Here is an 18,953-nt window from a genome sequence, read left to right as displayed (position 1 = left end):
ATCCTTTGATCGTGTTACTCATATTATTTATTGCTGACTTGCCGGAAAAAACGAATACGACAAGGTCATTTCTTGTACATCTTTGGGCAGTTCGGCACTGACGAAGAATCGCAGTGGCAATGCCTTCACTTCACCCGGTTTTAACGATTGCCTGACAAAGCAGAAACACTCTATTTTTTTCAAGTGGGCCGATGCTTTGCCTGGGGTCACACTGGGAATGGCCTGCCCGACAACCTCCTCATTGGTAATGTTTTTTGCCTCAAACATGACCGTAGTGACTTGGCCAGGATGCACCACCACACTGCTTTGCTTAGGATAAAAATTCCACCCCAATCCAGGCATCACCGATGACACAAACTGCACGGTGACTTCCCGCTTTAAATCTACAACTGCTTTTGTGGCTGTTTCCGCCGTATTTTTGGTTTTGCCATTGAGCCCGGTCACAGAACAAATGACGTCATACAATGGCACCAAGGCAAAGGCAAACAACAGCGCACCGACGATGATCCACACCAATTTAAAAGCCAATTTTCGATTGGCTTCTACCTGATCTTGTTTTAATGCCATAACTGTTTCAGCAACTGGTTTACTTCCAGATCGTAAACATCGAAATCAGGTACCAGAGAATTGCTACCGCAGCGAGCAGCCATGCAATTTTCCTGTTATTAGACTGCTTGGGATCACTCAAAATACGTCAACCTTAAAACAAAGCCAATCAACCAAAAAAACTGGATTGACTGGCTTTTTTAGCATTTATTTAACCACCGGCTGTTCAGTAAAGCTGTGATATGGCGGAGGAGATGGCAACGTCCACTCCAGGCCTTGCGCCCCTTCCCAGACTCGGTCTGATGCCTTTTTGCCACCTTTGACACAGCTGATAATGATGTAGACAAACAGCAACTGTGACAGACCCAAGGCAAATGCACCGATACTCGAAATCATATTGAATTCGGCAAACTGCAAGGCATAGTCTGGAATCCGGCGCGGCATCCCAGCCAAGCCAACAAAGAACTGAGGGATGAAGGTTACATTGAATGAAATGGCTGTTAACCAGAAATGCAATTTACCCAGTTTTTCGTTGTACATATGGCCTGTCATTTTTGGCAGCCAGTAGTACACGCCCGCCATAATCCCCATGATGCCACCCGCAAACAGGGTGTAATGGAAATGCGCAACCACGAAGTAACTATTGTGATATTGCGCATCGGCAGCAACGTCTGCGAGCACCAGACCAGTGAGACCACCCACGCCAAACAGAATAATCCAACCAACCGTGAACAGCATGGGGGTTTCAAAGCTCATGGAGCCTTTCCACATGGTGCGGATCCAGCAATAGAACAGTACCGCCAACGGTAAGGAAATTGCCATGGTGCTATACATAAAGTACAGCAATGCAGGCACAGGCATACCGGCTGTAAAGAAGTGGTGCGCCCAAACAACGACCGCCAAAGCGCCAATCGCCCATAATGAATAGACTTGCGCTTTATAGCCATACATAGGCTTGCGGCTGAAGGTTTGCAGAATTTGTGGGATAAAGCCCCAGACAGGCAATAGCAGAATATAGACTTCCGGGTGACCAAAGAACCAGAACAAATGCTGGAACATAATCGGGTCACCGCCACCGGCAGCGTCAAAGAAGTGTGTTCCAAAGTGACGGTCCGTCAGCAACATGGTCACTGCGCCGGCCAGTACAGGAATGGTGGCAATCAACAAGAAAGCGGTGATCAGCCAACCCCAGGCAAACATCGGCATTTTCATCAAGGTCATGCCAGGCGCACGCATGTTGTAAATTGTCACAATAATGTTGATTGAACCCAACACTGACGAAATACCCAGCAAGTGCACCGCAAAAATGGCAAAGTCCACACCAATGCCGCCTTGCACGGACAGCGGCGGATAAAAGGTCCAACCGGTGGCCAGTGCGCCATCACCCACGCCAAATAATGCCAGAGTGAAGGGCAATGTCAGCAAGATGGCGGAAGGGGGCAGAATCCAGAAGCCCCAGTTATTCAAACGTGGCAAAGCCATGTCTGGCGCACCGATCTGCAACGGCAACATCCAGTTGGCAAATCCGGTTGCAGCCGGCATCAACGCTGCAAAAATCATGATCAGCGCATGCACACCAATTAACTGATTAAAGAACTCGGGGTTCATCAATTGCAGTCCGGGCTTGAACAACTCGGCACGGATACCAAGAATCATGCTGCCACCGACCAGGAACATAATCAGTGAAAACGTCAGGTACATGGTCCCGATATCTTTGTGGTTTGTCGTCGTCAGCCAACGCATGATCCCGGTTGGGTGATCCTGATGCTCGTCATGATGTGCTACTGAAGTAGTACTCATAGTGCTCTCCTAAATCAATCGCTTAAATATTTATTCACGGGCTGCTTTAACTTGCGCTGGCTGCAACACGGCATCCACTGCCGCCGCGTTACCCAAGGCATTACGCTCATAGGTGATCACCGCTGCAATTTCCGTATCGTTCAAAGTTGCCTTCCAGGCGGGCATCACACCCTTGCCATTCAGCACGCGGTCAAGGTGGCTATCTTTCTGATATTTGCCATCAGAGCCAAAAATAGCGCCCGTCGCAATTTTGCTGCCGGTCAAGGCCGGGAATGCAGGCGGCAAGCCAGCCCCGGTCACCTGATGGCAGACGGCACAGTTTTTCTCGTAAACCACTTTACCCTGCGCCACCAACTCATCCTTGGTCATTTCTTTCACATCATTCGCGGCTTTTTGCTCATCCTGTTTTTTGTTTGCCCACTGCGCAAACTCTTCTTTGGAAACCGCATTCACAACCACCGGCATATAGCCATGCCCCTTGCCACAGAGTTCTTTGCATTGGCCACGGTAGACGCCTGGCTTCTCGACTTGCACCCAGGTTTCACGGATAAACCCAGGCACGGCCACACGTGACGAGCCAAACTGTGGCACCCACCAGTTATGCAACACATCAGAGGCCGTCATCAAAATGCGCACCTTCTCGCCTACAGGCAACACCAGCGGATTATCGACTTCAAGCAGGTAGTGCTCGCCTTTATCTTCCTCGTTATGCATTTGGCCGTTAGTCGTCGCCAGGTTGCTGACGAACTTGATGCCCTTGGCATCGCCATCAAGATACTCATATTGCCAGCGCCACTGTGACCCGGTAATTTTGATCACCATGGTCGATTGGTCTCGCGTGTCTTCCATCATCACCACGCTGTGATAGGCCGGGATACCCATGATGACAAAGTCAATCAACAGCAGGATCGCAAACGGGATCAAGGTCCAGAAAATTTCTACGGCAGTAGAGGGAGGGTTATCGGCGACAGGTTTGTAGCCTTTGCTGTGACGGTGGGTCACAATCGAGTAAATCATGATTGCCAGCACCACCACAAAAATCACGGCAGTAATCAGCATGAATTTATTATGTACGTGGAGGGTATCCAAAGCCATTGGCGTGACTGGCTCCGGAAAATTCCAGGTGTAGTCAGCATGCGCACTTAAAGACAAAAACCATGCAACCGCACCAACCCCGAGTTTCTTCATCCCTTGCATCTAATCGCTCCAAAATCCAGTTATCTAGTTTTTAGAAGTGTTCGTTTGAGATGAGAGGCCAGGGCTTCGCGTTGCGCATCATCCATGGTATCTCGACCAAACTCGACTTCTTGATTATGGGACCCTATCCACAGTGCCGTCTTGCCGTTCTCACCTTCCCTGAGCGTTATACGGGTCCAGTAGCGCTGAAACCGAACGTGTTTTATTTTCCCCAACACACTTTGTTCGATTTCAATATGATCCTCAACGAAAGTGATTTTTTCGTAGTCACCGCTATGACGCAGCACCACCACAAACGCCAGAACCACCAACACCAATTCCAAGCCAGCAAATGGCAACACCATCCAGGCACCGATATGCAAAAAAGCCATGGCAATCAGCCCCGAAAACACGCCCAAACTCAGCAACAACTTCAACACACTTTCCGATGAAGCCGAGGCATTTGGCCTGGTAACGCATTGTGTTTCGCAAATAGATAACATGTTTGCCAACCCAGAATTCAGCTTGTATCAACCAAATTACGTTTAGTTACAAATTTGTTACATGTTGTAAATTAGCACAAGATAATCGCAGTGACAAGACAAAAAATGCCCGGCGCCAATGTCATCAATGTAAATTTATGAATAGCCACGCTTAACAAAAAAACACTCTCACTCGACCAATCTCACAATTGCAATCCCCCTCACAGCCCCTTAAAAACGCGGCAAAGCAATTCAAAACCTTGGTTCTGCCATCAAGATAGTTGTGCTCACCCGCAGCGCAAAATGTCACTTAAAAGCACAATCAAGAAAATATTCCGGTGGGTGTTGTCACATTTTTGTTGTTGCTTAAGCCACCATTCATGATTAAGCTTAACAACTCTCGGAACAGAAATGCACTCCGGGTGACGTGCGCAAAGCCTCAAAACTTGGCGCATTCAAAGCAGTTTTTTGTGTTGATTGATTAGAAATGCCAGTAGCGGGACCGCCGTCCACAATAGTGTATTTTTAGTTTTAAGACCGGCCCCACTGCCAGCAGCAATGAATGATAGCCATCATTTTTGACGGGGGCCAAACACATGGGCATACAGCATATTTCAGCCAACAAAATACACGCTGACGATGAATTTTTAATTCGAAAAGTCCCCATCCACATCATTCCAGACTGGCTACACTCCGGCGTCACAGACATTCATCTCGGTGGCCGTGCCAGCCTGTTTTATGGCATTTTCTTTGCAGCAACAGGCATCCTATTACACACCATCTTCGCTGAAAACTATTGGTTGTTAGCCGGGCTCACTACCGGCTTTTTCCTGCTAGGCCCATTTTTGGCCATGGGGCTATACGACCTCAGCAGACGCATGGAAGTAGGCGAGCCGCCCGCCCTCGCCCCCACGCTCATGGCCTGGCTACCAAACCTCATCAACATCACTCTGTTTACCGTGTTGCTGGTATGTTTGTTTTTAAGCTGGGTGCGGCTATCCATGACCATTTTCTCGCATTACTTTCACGGTGCGCTGCCAACATTTACCGATGTCGTCATCAATGTATTCACTTTCAAACAACCGGTTTTCCTGTTAGTTTACTTTGGCACTGGCGCCTTGTTTGCCGCTGCCATTTTCAGCATCAGCGTCATTGCCATGCCCCTCATGCTAGATAGAAACACCAGCGCCTGGACCGCCGCCATTACCAGCCTGCGCACCTGCGCCCGCAACCCTATCCCCATGCTGCTCTGGGCTTTTTGTATTGTCGTGCTCATTGGATTTGGCCTAGCGACCAACTTTTTAGGTTTAATGCTGACCATGCCCGTGGTTGGGCACGCAAGTTGGCATGTCTATCGGGATTTGATTGAGGTAAAAAATTAATCCGCTCGTTAAAGTCCATATCCAGAGATATAGTCTCTCGTAAAGCAAAAAGGCTTAGATTTTCATCTAAGCCTTTGAAATTCATACTATTTTGAGTCTTTTTGGTACTGCTTGAGAGTACTTCATGGTGCGGGAGCCTGAACCGAATGTTTCAATTAAAACCTTTATTTAATTAGATCCATAATAAATAAAAATAATTGTTACCCCCAAAGTTACCCCAATTTATATAAAGTCACATCCCAACCTTTGAGCCAATTCATTCATCCACAAGTTACTTTTTGAATGACTTAACTTTATCTCTTAATGACGAAGCCTAAGTTGTTTAATTACATTTTTTCAAAACAAGCAGAAAGCTCGCGCGATGAATCAAATCATCTTTTGATGACTTTACAAATAACCAATCCCCCCCCATTATGGGTCAAATAGTAGCGAGATTTTTTATCGATAACTGACCGGTTTGGTCATACACGTTTATAACTGAGCGATCAGGGGGTACTTATGGGCAAGCTTTAGGTCAAACCCATAACCCCCTAGCTATCGCAATTTTTTCAAAAATATTTTTTACTTAAATGTGTTTCTGAAATTATAAAAAATCTGGAACTAACTGTCCCCATTAAAAATATCAAAAAACAACTCTGGTAATGTTTGTAGAGCCACCAATCCCAAGACAGCATCCCAAAAAACAACTTGTAAGGCATCTGCAATACTATTGTTATCTATATTGTGATTTGCTAATTTAAAAGCTCCCCAAAAGAGCAAGCATCCTGCCAAAAAGTCCCAGACTTTTCTTGGAATATGGGATAGCAATGTCAATACAGCCAGAAGTGGAAGTAACAGGACTTTAATTGAAATTCGCATATTGTTCACTCTCCTTATATGGCAGAGTAATTTTATCACGCCAATATGATAACTTTCTACCAAATTGAATTTTAAAAGACAATAAATACTTATAGAGACTAAAAGGCACTTTTTTCGAAAAATTGAAAACAAATGACAGAAGTTAACTCAAAAAAATTACCTCGTCCTGAATTTGAATATTCCGCCAAATCACCCAAGAGTAGGCTTTAAAGCCTTCCACAGCTCCCACAAGTAGAAAACATATGAGGCTTGAACATGTATTGCGCATGTTTAAGCGTTTTCAGTGGTGTATAATTTCTTTGAGGCTAATATGGTTTGTACTGCCTATAACAACCATTTAAGCCACTTACGAAGGAGATCATATGAGTGTGGATAATAGAAAAGATACAGATTGCAGAATTTGTACAATCGTTGCTTCTAAGCCAGCTAAGGCTGTTGATCAAATTCTGGCTGAAAACGATAATTACTTCGCAGTTAGTTCTGTCGGTGGGTTTATTCCAGGATGGACTTTAATTTTTCCTAAAACGCATATTTTAAATCTGTCTAATGATTACTCAAGAAGTGAGTTCTTGAGCTTTGCTGCGAATGTAGCAAACGTAGTCTCAGAAGAATATGGCAGTTGCGTTGCTTTTGAGCACGGCTCAAACTCATACAACTCTGCAACTTCGTGTGGCGTACACCATGCACACATGCATCTTGTACCTTTCTCCGAGAATATCGAATTGCTGGCGTTACAAGAGTCAGAAGATTTACTGTGGAAGCCAGCACAGCTTGATGAAATTCGCTCTTTAGCCAATGGTGGTGAGTATTTGTTTTGCTCTAACTCTTTCGAAGGCTTAGCAACGAAGGGGATTTTCGCAAAATTAAATTCACCTAAGTCTCAGTTCTTTCGTAAGGTACTGGCCAGGGCTACAGGCTTCCTCACCATGTACGATTATAAACAGTACAAATTTAATGAGGTTTCTGAGGACACCACCCAAAAGCTGTTGAAGAAATTCGCCATGGCAGCAGTAGCCGAGTAACTCGTTACCTTTGGGAATTGAATGTCTGAGACGAATAACAATACTTTGCCTGCTAATTCAAATGAGCAGTCAACGGCGAAAGCTCAAGATACAAATGCGCCCGCTACTTCTGGTAACAAGTCCCCCGCTTGGAATGCAGCAGACCCTACTGATGGGCGCACTTATTATGACTATGGAAGCAAGTATCCACCCTGTACTAGAGTTCAGATTTTTTTAGAGGCGACTTACCTAGCCCTGATTCTTGTTGCTGGTTTTTATTTTCTGGTTTGGATATTTGCTGAAGATATAGCCCTATATCATACCGAATTAAAGTTTCAAGACTTGAATATCAAGCTACAACAGATGGCCGCTTTTAGTACATCAGGCCTTATAGGTGGCGCAATGTTTGGATTGAAATATCTCTACCATGTTACAGCTAGAGGCTTATGGCATGAGGATCGCAGGGTATGGAGGATTTTCTCACCATTATTGGCTGCCGCCTTGTCCACAATGATCGGAATCCTGATTGATGGTGGCATAGTCCATATTGCTGATTCAGCCACAAGTGAAAAACAAAATTTATCTACTTCCTTTGTGAGTATTGGATTTATTACTGGGTACTTTGCAGATACCGCTTTAGCTAAATTGCAAGAAATAGCAACTGTACTCTTTGGCTCAAATCTAAAAGCACCTCCAACCCAGCAAAAATAGGGAATTGGTTTTGAGTGATGATCGTAGCTTCTCGCCCTTAAAGTCGACTTTCCTACTCACACAAGATGCACTCGTGGAGTTATCTCCGGATGAGGTCTCATTTGATAATGTGGGGCAAAAGGCTTTCGGGCTATCATGTTTGCCAGATGATTGGGTGCCGCCATTCTGTGTCATCAGTCATGATGCTGCAAAACTGACTCTGTCTTCATCCCATATTTTAGAGTTATTGAAGAGCATCCCCTGGATCAAAAATGGTCCTTTAGACTCTCTTTTGATGGTTCGATCAAGTGCGATTCATGAAACGATTGGTGAGCGTGGACAATTAGTTTCTGAACAAACGACGTTTAGGCAGTTGCAGACGACTTTGGCCAATTGTTTGAAGGCAACTGAGTCTTCTGGCCAAGTGATACATTGGATATTGCAGCCAAAAATTGAGCAAAAAAGTATGGGGCACCTTTCCAATGAGCGGAGAGTTGCGAAGGTTAAACGAGACTGGTTGCTAGAGTTTGAAGTGACCGCCTCGGATGCAGAAAACAGATCCCCAGTTCCGATTGGTATAAGAAATTGGCGGGAAGGTGATTTTGTCGGGCCGGCAGTTTTGGCTTGTGGCACGGCTATTGGGATTGATGGTGTTTTGCGTGAGCCTGCGAAATGGGCGACGGATCAGAAATTACGCATTCATTATGAGTGGATTTGGGATGGTAGTCGCGTCTGGATCGTACAAGCAGACTTCTGTGGACCGGTTGTTGGTATCCCTCCCGAAAGTGTCCTGCCAAAGAAAATACCAAACATTGAAATTGCCAAGCTAAAGTATTTCCGTTTAGCCACTGGACCAGACTTTCAAAATTATCGTAAGCTTGCTAATACACAGCTATATTCCGAACTTGGATATACTCCTCCGCCTTTCTATATTCTAGATGACCGGAGTGTCATAGACAGCTTAATGGCTGGGACTCCTTCTGCAGCCGTAGTAAATGATATAGAGACCCTGATATCACAACGTACATTAGTCATTAGGACGGATGGCATTACAAAGCAAATGCTGCCACGTACTGATGGATTAAGTTCAAGTGAAGCAGTATTGGGCTGGTTCAAGGATGAGTTACCTGAAAAGCTAAAGACAGTTGAAGGCTGGCAAGGTAAATTGGTTTTTATATGCCATCACTTTCTGCCAGCGGTTGCATCAGCCTGGAGTCGTGCAGAACCTGATAAGCGAGTGGTCCGTGTTGAAGCCTTGTGGGGCATTCCAGAGGGTATGTATTGGTACAGCCACGATGCGTATGAGGTAGATACTGCCGAAGTGGATTTAGGAAAAGCCATCGCAAATACCGACAAGTTTAAGTTTGCGGAACGGTTACGCTACAAAGAGTGGTTTGTTGCTCCTGATGATAAAGGGGTGTGGGTTAATCACAAGGCATCTGAGCCCTATGATTGGAAATCAACGATTACCAACAATGAGTGGTTGTCTGACATTGCGGTACTCACAAGGCAGATTGCAAGCCAACTAGGTCATTCTGTGAATGTCATGTGGTTTCTTGGGGTTCATAAAGATACTTCTCAGCATCAGATTTTGCCCTGGTTTCACGAGAAATCAGAATTAAATACCAATACTCTAAGGGTGGCACCTCGTTTCAAAGACCCAAACTCCAAAGGGATTGAAATTCATACACTCAGTGAGTGGACAAAGGTCATTCATTTGCCTGAGAACGAGAAAAGTGCAATTAAGCGCATTTCCGTCTCGCCGCGTGAACCCAACCTCATTCGAAATGACGGATTTTTAAAAGAGTTGGCTACTTTTGCCATAAAAAATGGAGCCGCAGTTGAGTTAATGGGAGGGATACTCTCTCACGTTTTCTACATTTTACAGAGAGAAGGATGTATCGTTGAAATCGTCGATCCTTTTGGTACTAATGAAGAAAGCCTGGTTTTTAAAAAACTAGTACGGGACAAGGTTCCAGAGTCTATTGAGCAAAAAGGTGAAGTTGTCACCCACCTTAAAATTAGTGGGGATCAACTAATTAAAGCGCTTAAATCTAAGCTGCTTGAAGAAGCGCTTGAGGTGATGGATACACAGTCCACTTCTGATACACAAGAAGAGCTGGCCGATGTTTTGGAGGTGATACATGCTATCTCTAAGCATTTGAATATCAGCATGAAGAGTATAGAGGAAACCAGAAAACAGAAGAAACTCAAGCGTGGTGGTTTCGATCAAGGTATTGTCCTTGTTAAGACCTCTGTACCTCCAAGCTTGTCAACCGAGAGCTTCACACAAGAGCAAATCTTGAGCTTATTTACTGATGGCGTTGTTTTTGAGGCTGGTTCAGTGGTCCTTGAGCCTGATATTAAGCTGCATCAAGACGAGCCTGAGTCGCAGGGCATTAAGCAACGGTTGCTTGAGATTGAGTTTCCTGTGAGTCAGGATATGCAGATTAAACGGAGTACGGAGTTTAAGATTCAAGCAAGATTGGAGAAAGAGGTCGTTGAAATCCCCCTCCAAGGTGAGTGGGTGATAAATCGCAAGAAGTCTGACCTAAAAGTGAGGCTGCTGATAACTCCTGCGCCGGTGCAGATTAAATTACCATTTTGATAAGTTATTTCATGCGAGTTTTAAGTTAACTGGATTTCTTACATCAGGAATTACAAGGCTCTCACTGAAAAACATCACCTCGGCACCCTTATATCTATCTTGTGCACTATAGTTAATGCCATATTCAATGGTTGAACTACCTTCATACATTCCTACGATTTCGGGTGCATGGTCATATGAAACAATCCATGGTTGTTTGATGTTTTCCCTGACTAGTCTCGAAATGGCCACATGGTCATCATGCATATAGTGGTTTTGGTATAAACCTTTGCCTTTAACGTAATAAGGCGGGTCTAGGTATACCAGTGTTTCTTGCGGTAGCGTGGGCAATACTTCATTGATCAATTGTTTCGCATCCAAATTGTAAAGGCGGATATTGTGACTATGTAGCGAAATTTTTTCAATTCTGCTGATGAGGTCAGGCTTGTTATACCTTGCGTCTAGTTTCCAGTCTCCCGTTTGATTCTTTCCACCGATCACACCACCCCAAATAATGCCTGAGCGGTTAGTTCTGTTTAAAAAGAAGGTAGAGAATGCGATCTCTAAAGGAGTGTGGTTGGATGGATCGGTGAATATTGCTTTTTGTTTGTGCCACTCACTCATTGTGACATCAGTGTCGTTAATCAGCCTGGATAACCCATCGGGATCGTCCAGCAAGACACGCCAAAAAGTGTACACAAAGTGATTGAGATCATTTAAGTGAATGCATGACACATAGTCATGAAGCAGCAGATTAATCGCAATGCCCGCCCCGCCCGCATAAGGCTCAACGTAGTGACCCTTTAACAAGTCATTTTGCACAAAAACAAGTTTTAAAAAATCGGTTAACTTGCCTTTGCCACCTGGGTATCTAAGTGGCGTACTAAAACGCATAACTCACCTTTTGCTCAATCAAACTTGAAGCATGGTAGCAATTTCGCATAGTCTTGGCCATCACTATTTTATGACCAGCAAGCCCGAACAAATGGGCATAGCTCATCCCAGAATGTGATGATGGTTGAGCTAGAAGGCAGGTGCGATGGTCTGTGTAAATATTTCTGAAGCGTATCGATATTGAAGATACTCACATCGGTTTGAGTTGTTACGGTGTATGCCTTGACCAGGTCTGATTGGCTTTTTGTAATTTTGCTAGTTGTTAACATAGAATCGCAAGCAGCAGAGATATTATCGGCTAGCTTTCTTTTATCCGTCAAACCATTTGCATTTCTGTAATGCAGTTCACTTAGCTCTATCAGTGCTCGCAATAAAAACGCAACAGTTAATGGGCTCATTCGAACATCTTTGATCTGAGAGATTTCGAATAGGACACCTTTAGCTTTCAGATTTGCAGCCAACACCGCCGGAGCTGGGGAGGCTGTGGTAAATAGTTTTTTTCTGTCCCAGGACGGTTTACTTGGCGGTCGGCCTGCTGCTGGTGGAGTGCTGGTAGGACCGGCTCCAGCAGGTAATGTGTTGGTTGCAGGAGTTGTTTGTGTAGGACTCGTCTGCGTAGTAGGGTTAGTTGCCGTTGAAGTGGGCGCTGCAGATGTAGGCGTTGATGCTGGATTTGGACTGCTTGCAGAAGAAGGTGTAGCAGGCAGAGGCCAGCCAGCGTCTGAGCGAACCTTCTTTAGGTACTCCATTGCTTGGTCAGGTGAAAACACATCTTGAACCTTTACCCGACCAGTACCAAAATCGTCAACAACACGACGCGCCATGATGATGGCAACCTGTACTGGTGCAGTCAACACAAGATCATCACCCTGCACCTCAAAGCCGAGGGTTTTAATGTTTTCGGCTGTAAAAAAACGTGTCACTGTTGAAATTGGAAATTCATCATCAACCTCAATCTGATGGTTCTCAGACCATAGCAAATATTGGCCTGCACGTTTGTATTCAGCCGCCAGAGTGTTATTGAGTAAATATATCGTTCTCAAATAAGACGACCAACCTATCTGACCTACCCCATTTAACTGACCGGAGTGGCGTAACACTAACTCTTGCGCAATTGATGCTTGCTTGTCTGAAGACAAGCAGTCAATTTTGCTGGGTATATTGCTGCCATGAATCGCCACAATTTGTGCGATCTTGATGCGCAGAGCCTCGTTAGTGCAAAGTGATGGATTATTAAGAAGTTTGAGTGCGGTAACACGACGATTACCATCTTTAACTACCCATTTTCCAGAAGTGTCTGCAGGCGAAACTAGTATTTGCGCAGTAGAGAGTCCATCTTTGGCGATGCTTTCCATAAGGTTTAGCATCTGATCTTCTTTGCGGAGCACCTTTTCGATGCAGTCGCTTTGGTTGCTACCAGAACGAATACGAGGGTTTTTTTCATCTAAAAAAATATCATCAATGCTGACCATTGACTGTAATGTGAAATCATCTCTTCCCATTCCGCCGCCCCAGTTTTGCGTTACTTGTATTGGTATCTTAATATGTTAGATTTTTTTAAAGTATAGCATCGTGATTTAATCAGGGGCGGCTATTTTTAAGCAATCCTCTTTATGTTGGTCAAACCTAAATGGATCCTGAACAATCTTCGTCATTATCTACTTTCAAACGCACTCTTGCCCCCTAACTCTTTGGGCAGCAAGCTAAAACAGAGCTCTGGGCTCTTTTTTATAAAGAATCTCACTAAGGGCAATAAATCTTTAACCTTAATATCTGCGTTTGAAATATTAGCTAGCAATCGGCCAGACAGTCGTTTTGACTTACTCTCTGGAATAGAATGCAAGTCAAAAAAACGACTCAAAACTACATCTTTGAATCGTTGGCGGCGTTTATTAAATTCAACAGGCCCACCCAATACCTTAGCACCAGCCATTTTGCCATCTCGAACGGGCATAACAATAAAATGTGCGTGTGGATAAGACTCATCCTGATGAATCACAGAAGAGAGAACCGGGCATTGGAAATCATTAATTATAAAGTCGTGGCAAGCTTCAAAGTAAAGCTTACTCTCGAAGTCTGATTTTTTTTGCATGTTTGGCATGCTCACAACGACCTCGACCGCGATGATTTGATTTTTACGAAACCGAATATGAAATTGTCTTTTAAGAAATTTAAAATAAATGAGTGCTAAATCTAGCGTCCTCTCTTCGCCCAGCTGATAGTTTAGTCCTGACAACTTTTGATCAATATTATCTCTTGGCTTAAGCAGTCTAAGATTATGAAGAAGTGCTGTCTTAAGATTATTCATATTCTTAATCTTAGTTACACCAAAGTAAAATTGCGAGTCTTTGTTCATAATCAGTCCTCAAACTTAGAGTCAATATCTGTAAGAAGCTTGTATATATCTTTCTTCCGCCAAACAGTTACTCTCGGACCAAGTAAAGTTCCACGTTGAGGCTGAGGAAACTTACCAGCCTGAACCCCAGCCCACCATCCGGACCGAGAGATTGGTAGGATCCCGTGGGGTTTGGTAATTTGCCTGACGGTAAAAAATTCTAAGTTTTCGTACATAAAATCTCCTTTAAAAAATTCATGAGGAAACTGTACTAAACAAGCAAAAGTATTTCCGTAACTAGGTTATGAATGGAGTTTTAAAAAACTGATGAAAAAAGGTTACAAAACAGACAAGCAGCTAAAGGCTGAAATTCGACAAATCAATGAGTTAACAGACATTAAAAAGAGAATTCACAGGTTAAATCTTTTGATGTTTGATCATGTTATTTTTAAAAAAATGTCTTACCAAGACTTAGCATCACAAATAAAACTCCACACGCAATTTGAAATTAGTGAGGATTTACTTAGACAATACGGCAGTAAAAAACCTCAAAGTAAAACACCTAGTACTTACCGGCTTAAATTAATTGCTGGTGTAGCAAAAAAGATTGACCCTAGCGATAAATTGCTTGAAAGCATTTATCAGTCAATAGAAACATGTGAGGAAGAAGAACTATTTGAAAAAAGTATGAAACAGTCTGACAGCTTACTAAGACCGATATTTGAAAAGTCGATTGAATTTCAAAATAAGTATGAAAGTAAACTTGAGGAAATCATAAGAGTTTTGAGTGACTTTCAACCCGAAAGTGAAATGGTTAAGCTTGTTCGAAAAATTTATGCAATTGAACGTAATAAAAAAACGACCATGGACAGTATAAGTGTCATTTAGATGATTGAAACCGTTCACAAGATATACTTTTGGATAAAAACAATATACTTTCCAACATAAAATTATTGACTGATTAATGCCCGTTTAATCTTTACGACAAGTCAGTCATGACTTTAATTTATCTAAATAGTCAGCCCAGCGCTGCATCATAACTTTGCGGTCTTTTAAAAACTGAGCGCGCTCATAAGCAGTTCCCAGCGGGTTTGCTACTGAGTGTGCAAGTTGTCTTTCGATATGTTTGGGATCTAAACCCAACTCCTGCTCACCTAGTGTCTGTGCCACAGCACGGAAGCCGTGACCAGTGATGTCAGTTTGAGTGTCATATCCTAAGTTACGCAATGCCCCATTGATTGCGTTTTCACTCATTGGCCGCTCATGGGTACGGCCACCTGGAAAAACATACATGCCGTGACCCGAGAATGGGCGCATCTTTTTGATGATATCTATCGCTTGGGTAGAGAGAGGCACAATGTGCTGAGTATTTGTTTTGGTCACGAGATAGCGCCACTCGTTGTTTTCAAAATCGAGCTCAGCCCATTTCATGTGACGCAACTCGCCGATACGCTGAAATAACAAAGGCGCAAGCTTTAAAGCACATTGCACAGTGAGCGTTCCTGTGTAACCGTCAATGCTCCGTAGAACGCCTGCAAAGGCTTTAGGCTCAATTATTGCGGCCATGTTCTTAACTACGGGTGGTGGCAATGCACCTTTGAGATCTGGTGCTGGATTGTAGGAGGCAAGTCCTTTTTGAATGGCATAGCGAAAGACCTGCCCGGCAGTTTGAATAATTCGGTGCGCCGTCTCTAGCTTGCCTTGCTTCTGCAAAATACTAGTAGTTTCTAGGACCATTGGCGCGGTTATGCTTGATACTACCTTCCGACCAATGCTTGGGTAAAGATAAAACTCTAACCAGCGTTTGACGCGTTGCTGGTGACGTTCTGATTTACTTTTATTGTGTAAGGCATGCCATTCATTTGCGATAGCCTCAAAGGTATTCTGAGATGCGAGCTTAGCTTGGGTTTTGGCTTCTCTACGATGGTGGCTTGGATCAGTGTTACCCGCCACAAGCGCACGAGCATCATCACGCTTAGCCCTGGCTTGAGCTAAGGTAACTTCAGGATAAGTCCCTAGTGAGATCGTTTTCTCCTTACCGTCCAGACGATACTTTAAACGCCACCATTTACCCCCATTGGGATTTACGATCAGATAGAGGCCGCGCTCATCATATAGCTTGTATGGCTTTTCTGTTGGTTTTGCGTTCCGTAAAGCTGTGTCTGAGAGAGCCATTTCGGGGTAACTCCTAATCGGGTAAAATTTGTTACCCCTTAAGTTACCCCTATTTAGCCGTGGATGTCAAACGACGACTTTGGACTACTTTGGACACAAAAAAGCCCGTAACTCATTGATTTACGGGCTAAATTGGATTTCTTTGGACTTATTTGTACAACTACGTGGTGCCGGGAGCCGGAATCGAACCGGCACGCCTTGCGGCGCTGGATTTTGAGTCCAGTGCGTCTACCAGTTCCGCCATCCCGGCATGGGATATAATGTAGGACATCAAAGACCGCTATTATAACCATAATTTTCATTTATGAGAACTCTAGATTTCGATTTTTATCTTCCGCCCCACCTGATTGCTCAATATCCGTTACCCAATCGTTCAGAAAGCCGCTTGCTAGAGGTCAATGCGCAAGACGGTTCCATCAAGGATAATTTGTTCCGGCAGATTGGCGAGCAGTTTGCCGCAGGCGATGTGCTGGTCCTGAACGATACCAAAGTCATCAAGGCCAGATTGTTTGGCCAGAAAGCCACTGGCGGACAGATTGAGGTGATGATAGACCGCGTGCTGTCGCCTCAAGAGGCTTATGCGCAAATCAAATCATCCCGCTCCCCAAAGGCAGGGAGTATGCTGCACCTGGCTGGCGAGATGCAGGCTGAGGTGCTCGGCAGGGTGCAGGATATGTTCCATATTCGCTTACTTGGCGAACAGTCGTGGTATGACTTTTTGGAACAGTATGGCCAATTACCTTTGCCGCCGTATATTGAGCACGCGGCAGATGCGACCGACGATAGCCGCTACCAGACGGTGTTTGCCAAGCATGCGGGCGCAGTGGCCGCGCCAACAGCGGGGTTGCATTTTGACGAGATGCTGTTGCAATCGCTAATGGATAAAGGCGTCCATGTGCGTTATGTGACGCTACATGTGGGCGCGGGGACGTTTCAGCCAGTGAAGGTAGACAATATCGCCGAGCACCATATGCATAGCGAGGTTTACCATTTGCCGGAAGAGACCATCTCTACCATCCTCGCAGCCCGTGCTGAAGGAAAACGGGTCACAGCCGTGGGCACCACTTCATTGCGCACGCTGGAAAGCGCAGCACATGCCGGCAAGTTGTTTGCGCACCATGGCGACACGGATATTTTTATTACGCCAGGATTTGAGTTTAAACTGGTGGATCGTTTGATCACCAACTTTCACCTGCCTAAGAGCACTTTGATGATGCTGGTCTCGGCATTTGGCGGTTACGATTTGATACGTGAGGCCTATGCGCATGCCATTGCCCAGTCTTACCGCTTTTTTAGTTATGGCGATGCCATGCTGATCACGCGCAAGTAATCCGCCCAGTATTAAACTTGCAGACTAAAATAACGTCTATTAAACACTGATAAAAACTAGGATACGGAGATATGCAATTCATCCCAAAAACTTTGAGCGGCTTGGCACTGCTATGCCTGACGCTCACCACCCAGGCCGAGATTTTGCCTGAGGCAGAAATCGGCATCAAAATCCCGCTGGCCAAGAAACCAACCACACGCCCGATGGGCGTGGCCTACTTGCCCGCCAACCAGCATTACTACATTGCCGATGGCGGCCTGGCGCCCATGGGCAGCGAGTTTGAAGCGCCCATCTCCAAGTCTGAAGTGCATACGTTTACCGGCGACGGCAAGTATGTGCAGTCAGCCAAACCGGGGTTTGATAACCGCTCGCTCTATTTCAACCCCAATAGCGGCAAGCTGGAGATCATTACTTACAACATTTCTAGCGCGGTAGGCTTTTTGCCTAACACCGGGATTTTCAGCCTGGAAGTGGCCGAGACTGGCGAACTGCTGGGCACTTCTGGCGAAATTTCACAATTCAACCCAGCCTTTGGCGATGCGGCTACCATGCCAAGTTATGACCCAGTGAGCAAACACTATTTCGCCAAGCAAGAGCACGGCAATCTCGTGTTTGTTGTGGATACCAAGCAGCGCGAAAAACTGCAGGAGATCAAGCTGGACTTTGCCAAAGCCAAAGTAGCCCACGATGATGTCAGCGACCATTTTGTCGCCTTCACCGGCGTGGCGGGTAATGAGCTGGCCTTGCTAGACGTAGACCATAAAGCCGTATTGATTTTTGACTTGAACGGGCAATATGTGGGTAAAAGCGCCTTACCCGCCAACATGAAGTTGCGCTCACAAAATCACTTTAATGGACTGGGATACACCAACGGCATGTTATTCATCTATCACGAATCGGAAGGCGAGTTTGGCACCTATTACGGATTCAAGGTCGTCAAGTAACCCATAAAAAACCGCGCTGATTCAAGCGCGGTTTTTTGATTGCTGTCAGGCACACGTCACCTGTAAATCATTTTTTACTGGCTGCTGGTCATATTCACTTTGATCACTTGCGGCGATGGCGTGTAATGCCAATGATTGCGCCAGGCACCCACCACTAGATTGGGATAGTCCGGCTTGCCCAGACTGCCGTTATATCTACCCAAGGCCCGGTAATAATCGCCGCGCTCAATATCCAGATAATGGCGCAATATCGTGCAGCCATAACGCAGATTCAGGCGCATATCAAACAGGTTATGCTCAGGCGTACCAATAGACTGCACCCAGAAAGGCATCACCTGCATATAGCCTCTTGCGCCCACGCTAGAGACTGCATACTTTTTAAAACCGCTTTCAACATGAATCAGGCCAAGCACCAACTGAGGATCCAGCCCGGCGCGTGTGGCTTCATAGTGCACGGACTTGAGAAAATCTTCACGGTAGTGCGCGTCTGGCATGCGCTTGGCCAAGCGAGCTGACATCTCTTGCAACCAGACTTGTGCTGCCTGCTCGGAATCAAAAATCAGACGCGGCGCCGCCAAGTCACTGACGGATTTTTGCATCACAGCTTTAACGCTATTGGCCAGCGGCTCTTCTTTTTGATTGCCCGCCATAGAAGGCGCCGCCCACAGACAAAGGCCGGTGACTAACAAGGCAACCACATAAAAAAACACTTTTTTCATGTTGCCTATTGTAATCACAAGCGGCGTGCGGTGG

General features: G+C 45.1%; 17 protein-coding genes and 1 tRNA gene. 7 read left to right on the top strand and 11 right to left on the bottom strand.

All coding sequences use genetic code 11. From position 1 onward, the window contains the following. Positions 1-27: 27 nt before the first annotated feature. The 4 genes from AACH41_RS02820 to AACH41_RS02805 all read right to left on the bottom strand — a co-directional run bounded on the left by AACH41_RS02820 (position 28) and on the right by AACH41_RS02805 (position 4,025). A complete protein-coding gene (locus tag AACH41_RS02820) occupies positions 28-567 on the bottom strand; it encodes a cytochrome c oxidase assembly protein (RefSeq protein ID WP_338656600.1) in 540 nt (179 codons plus the stop codon). Between the two features lie 186 nt (positions 568-753). Continuing rightward, positions 754-2,346, bottom strand: a complete 1,593-nt coding sequence (gene ctaD, locus AACH41_RS02815; protein ID WP_194749336.1) for a cytochrome c oxidase subunit I — start codon at positions 2,344-2,346, stop codon at positions 754-756. 30 nt (positions 2,347-2,376) lie between these two features. Next, complete coding sequence (gene coxB / locus AACH41_RS02810) at positions 2,377-3,543, bottom strand: cytochrome c oxidase subunit II (protein WP_194749335.1); 1,167 nt, start codon at positions 3,541-3,543, stop codon at positions 2,377-2,379. 20 nt (positions 3,544-3,563) lie between these two features. Next, on the bottom strand, positions 3,564-4,025 hold the full coding sequence (locus tag AACH41_RS02805; RefSeq protein WP_338656597.1) for a DUF2244 domain-containing protein: 462 nt from the start codon (positions 4,023-4,025) through the stop codon (positions 3,564-3,566). Between the two features lie 575 nt (positions 4,026-4,600). Between AACH41_RS02805 and AACH41_RS02800 the strand changes: the two genes are divergently transcribed. Next, positions 4,601-5,386 carry a DUF2189 domain-containing protein gene (locus tag AACH41_RS02800; protein WP_338656596.1) on the top strand — a complete coding sequence of 262 codons (786 nt, stop codon included), beginning with the start codon at positions 4,601-4,603 and terminating at the stop codon, positions 5,384-5,386. 600 nt (positions 5,387-5,986) lie between these two features. Here AACH41_RS02800 and AACH41_RS02795 read toward each other — a convergent pair. Then, positions 5,987-6,244: a hypothetical protein gene (locus AACH41_RS02795; protein WP_338656593.1), complete on the bottom strand. Its 258-nt coding sequence runs from the start codon at positions 6,242-6,244 to the stop codon at positions 5,987-5,989. Between the two features lie 362 nt (positions 6,245-6,606). Between AACH41_RS02795 and AACH41_RS02790 the strand changes: the two genes are divergently transcribed. Genes AACH41_RS02790 through AACH41_RS02780 form a run of 3 tightly spaced genes read left to right on the top strand, consistent with a single transcriptional unit; the run spans position 6,607 to position 10,543 of the window. Then, entirely contained in the window at positions 6,607-7,266 is a 660-nt protein-coding gene (locus AACH41_RS02790) for an HIT domain-containing protein (RefSeq protein ID WP_338656591.1), read from the top strand. Positions 7,267-7,287: 21 nt separating this feature from the next. Then, entirely contained in the window at positions 7,288-7,956 is a 669-nt protein-coding gene (locus AACH41_RS02785; protein WP_338656589.1) for a hypothetical protein, read from the top strand. Positions 7,957-7,966: 10 nt separating this feature from the next. Then, positions 7,967-10,543 (top strand): nucleoside triphosphate pyrophosphohydrolase, encoded by a 2,577-nt coding sequence (locus AACH41_RS02780; protein ID WP_338656587.1) that lies wholly within the window; start codon positions 7,967-7,969, stop codon positions 10,541-10,543. Positions 10,544-10,552: 9 nt separating this feature from the next. Here AACH41_RS02780 and AACH41_RS02775 read toward each other — a convergent pair whose 3' ends face one another. The 3 genes from AACH41_RS02775 to AACH41_RS02765 form a co-directional block, all read right to left on the bottom strand. Further along, on the bottom strand, positions 10,553-11,416 hold the full coding sequence (locus tag AACH41_RS02775) for a DNA adenine methylase (RefSeq protein WP_338656585.1): 864 nt from the start codon (positions 11,414-11,416) through the stop codon (positions 10,553-10,555). A gap of 68 nt (positions 11,417-11,484) precedes the next feature. After that, on the bottom strand, positions 11,485-12,918 hold the full coding sequence (locus AACH41_RS02770) for a ParB/Srx family N-terminal domain-containing protein (protein WP_338656582.1): 1,434 nt from the start codon (positions 12,916-12,918) through the stop codon (positions 11,485-11,487). A 152-nt stretch (positions 12,919-13,070) separates the two neighbouring features. Beyond that, the gene (locus AACH41_RS02765; RefSeq protein ID WP_338656580.1) at positions 13,071-13,772 is read right to left on the bottom strand and encodes a plasmid recombination protein; all 702 of its coding nucleotides are present in this window, start codon (positions 13,770-13,772) and stop codon (positions 13,071-13,073) included. A gap of 306 nt (positions 13,773-14,078) precedes the next feature. Between AACH41_RS02765 and AACH41_RS02760 the strand changes: the two genes are divergently transcribed. Beyond that, the gene (locus AACH41_RS02760) at positions 14,079-14,639 is read left to right on the top strand and encodes a hypothetical protein (RefSeq protein WP_338656578.1); all 561 of its coding nucleotides are present in this window, start codon (positions 14,079-14,081) and stop codon (positions 14,637-14,639) included. Positions 14,640-14,744: 105 nt separating this feature from the next. Here AACH41_RS02760 and AACH41_RS02755 read toward each other — a convergent pair whose 3' ends face one another. Together AACH41_RS02755 and AACH41_RS02750 are read right to left on the bottom strand one after the other, a co-directional pair. Next, complete coding sequence (locus tag AACH41_RS02755; protein ID WP_338656576.1) at positions 14,745-15,926, bottom strand: integrase arm-type DNA-binding domain-containing protein; 1,182 nt, start codon at positions 15,924-15,926, stop codon at positions 14,745-14,747. Between the two features lie 165 nt (positions 15,927-16,091). Beyond that, positions 16,092-16,176 (bottom strand) — tRNA-Leu (locus AACH41_RS02750). 54 nt (positions 16,177-16,230) lie between these two features. Here AACH41_RS02750 and queA point away from each other — a divergent pair. Then, on the top strand, positions 16,231-17,256 hold the full coding sequence (queA, locus tag AACH41_RS02745; protein WP_338656574.1) for a tRNA preQ1(34) S-adenosylmethionine ribosyltransferase-isomerase QueA: 1,026 nt from the start codon (positions 16,231-16,233) through the stop codon (positions 17,254-17,256). A gap of 71 nt (positions 17,257-17,327) precedes the next feature. After that, positions 17,328-18,200 (top strand): hypothetical protein, encoded by an 873-nt coding sequence (locus tag AACH41_RS02740; protein ID WP_338656572.1) that lies wholly within the window; start codon positions 17,328-17,330, stop codon positions 18,198-18,200. A 74-nt stretch (positions 18,201-18,274) separates the two neighbouring features. Here AACH41_RS02740 and AACH41_RS02735 read toward each other — a convergent pair whose 3' ends face one another. Further along, entirely contained in the window at positions 18,275-18,919 is a 645-nt protein-coding gene (locus tag AACH41_RS02735; RefSeq protein WP_338656570.1) for a lytic transglycosylase domain-containing protein, read from the bottom strand. Positions 18,920-18,953 lie beyond the last annotated feature (34 nt).

Source organism: Methylophilus sp. DW102 (assembly GCF_037076555.1).
Classification (GTDB): Bacteria; Pseudomonadota; Gammaproteobacteria; order Burkholderiales; family Methylophilaceae; genus Methylophilus; species Methylophilus glucosoxydans.
The sequence above is the reverse complement of the archived record's forward strand: the minus strand, read 5'-3'. Positions and strand labels throughout refer to the sequence as shown.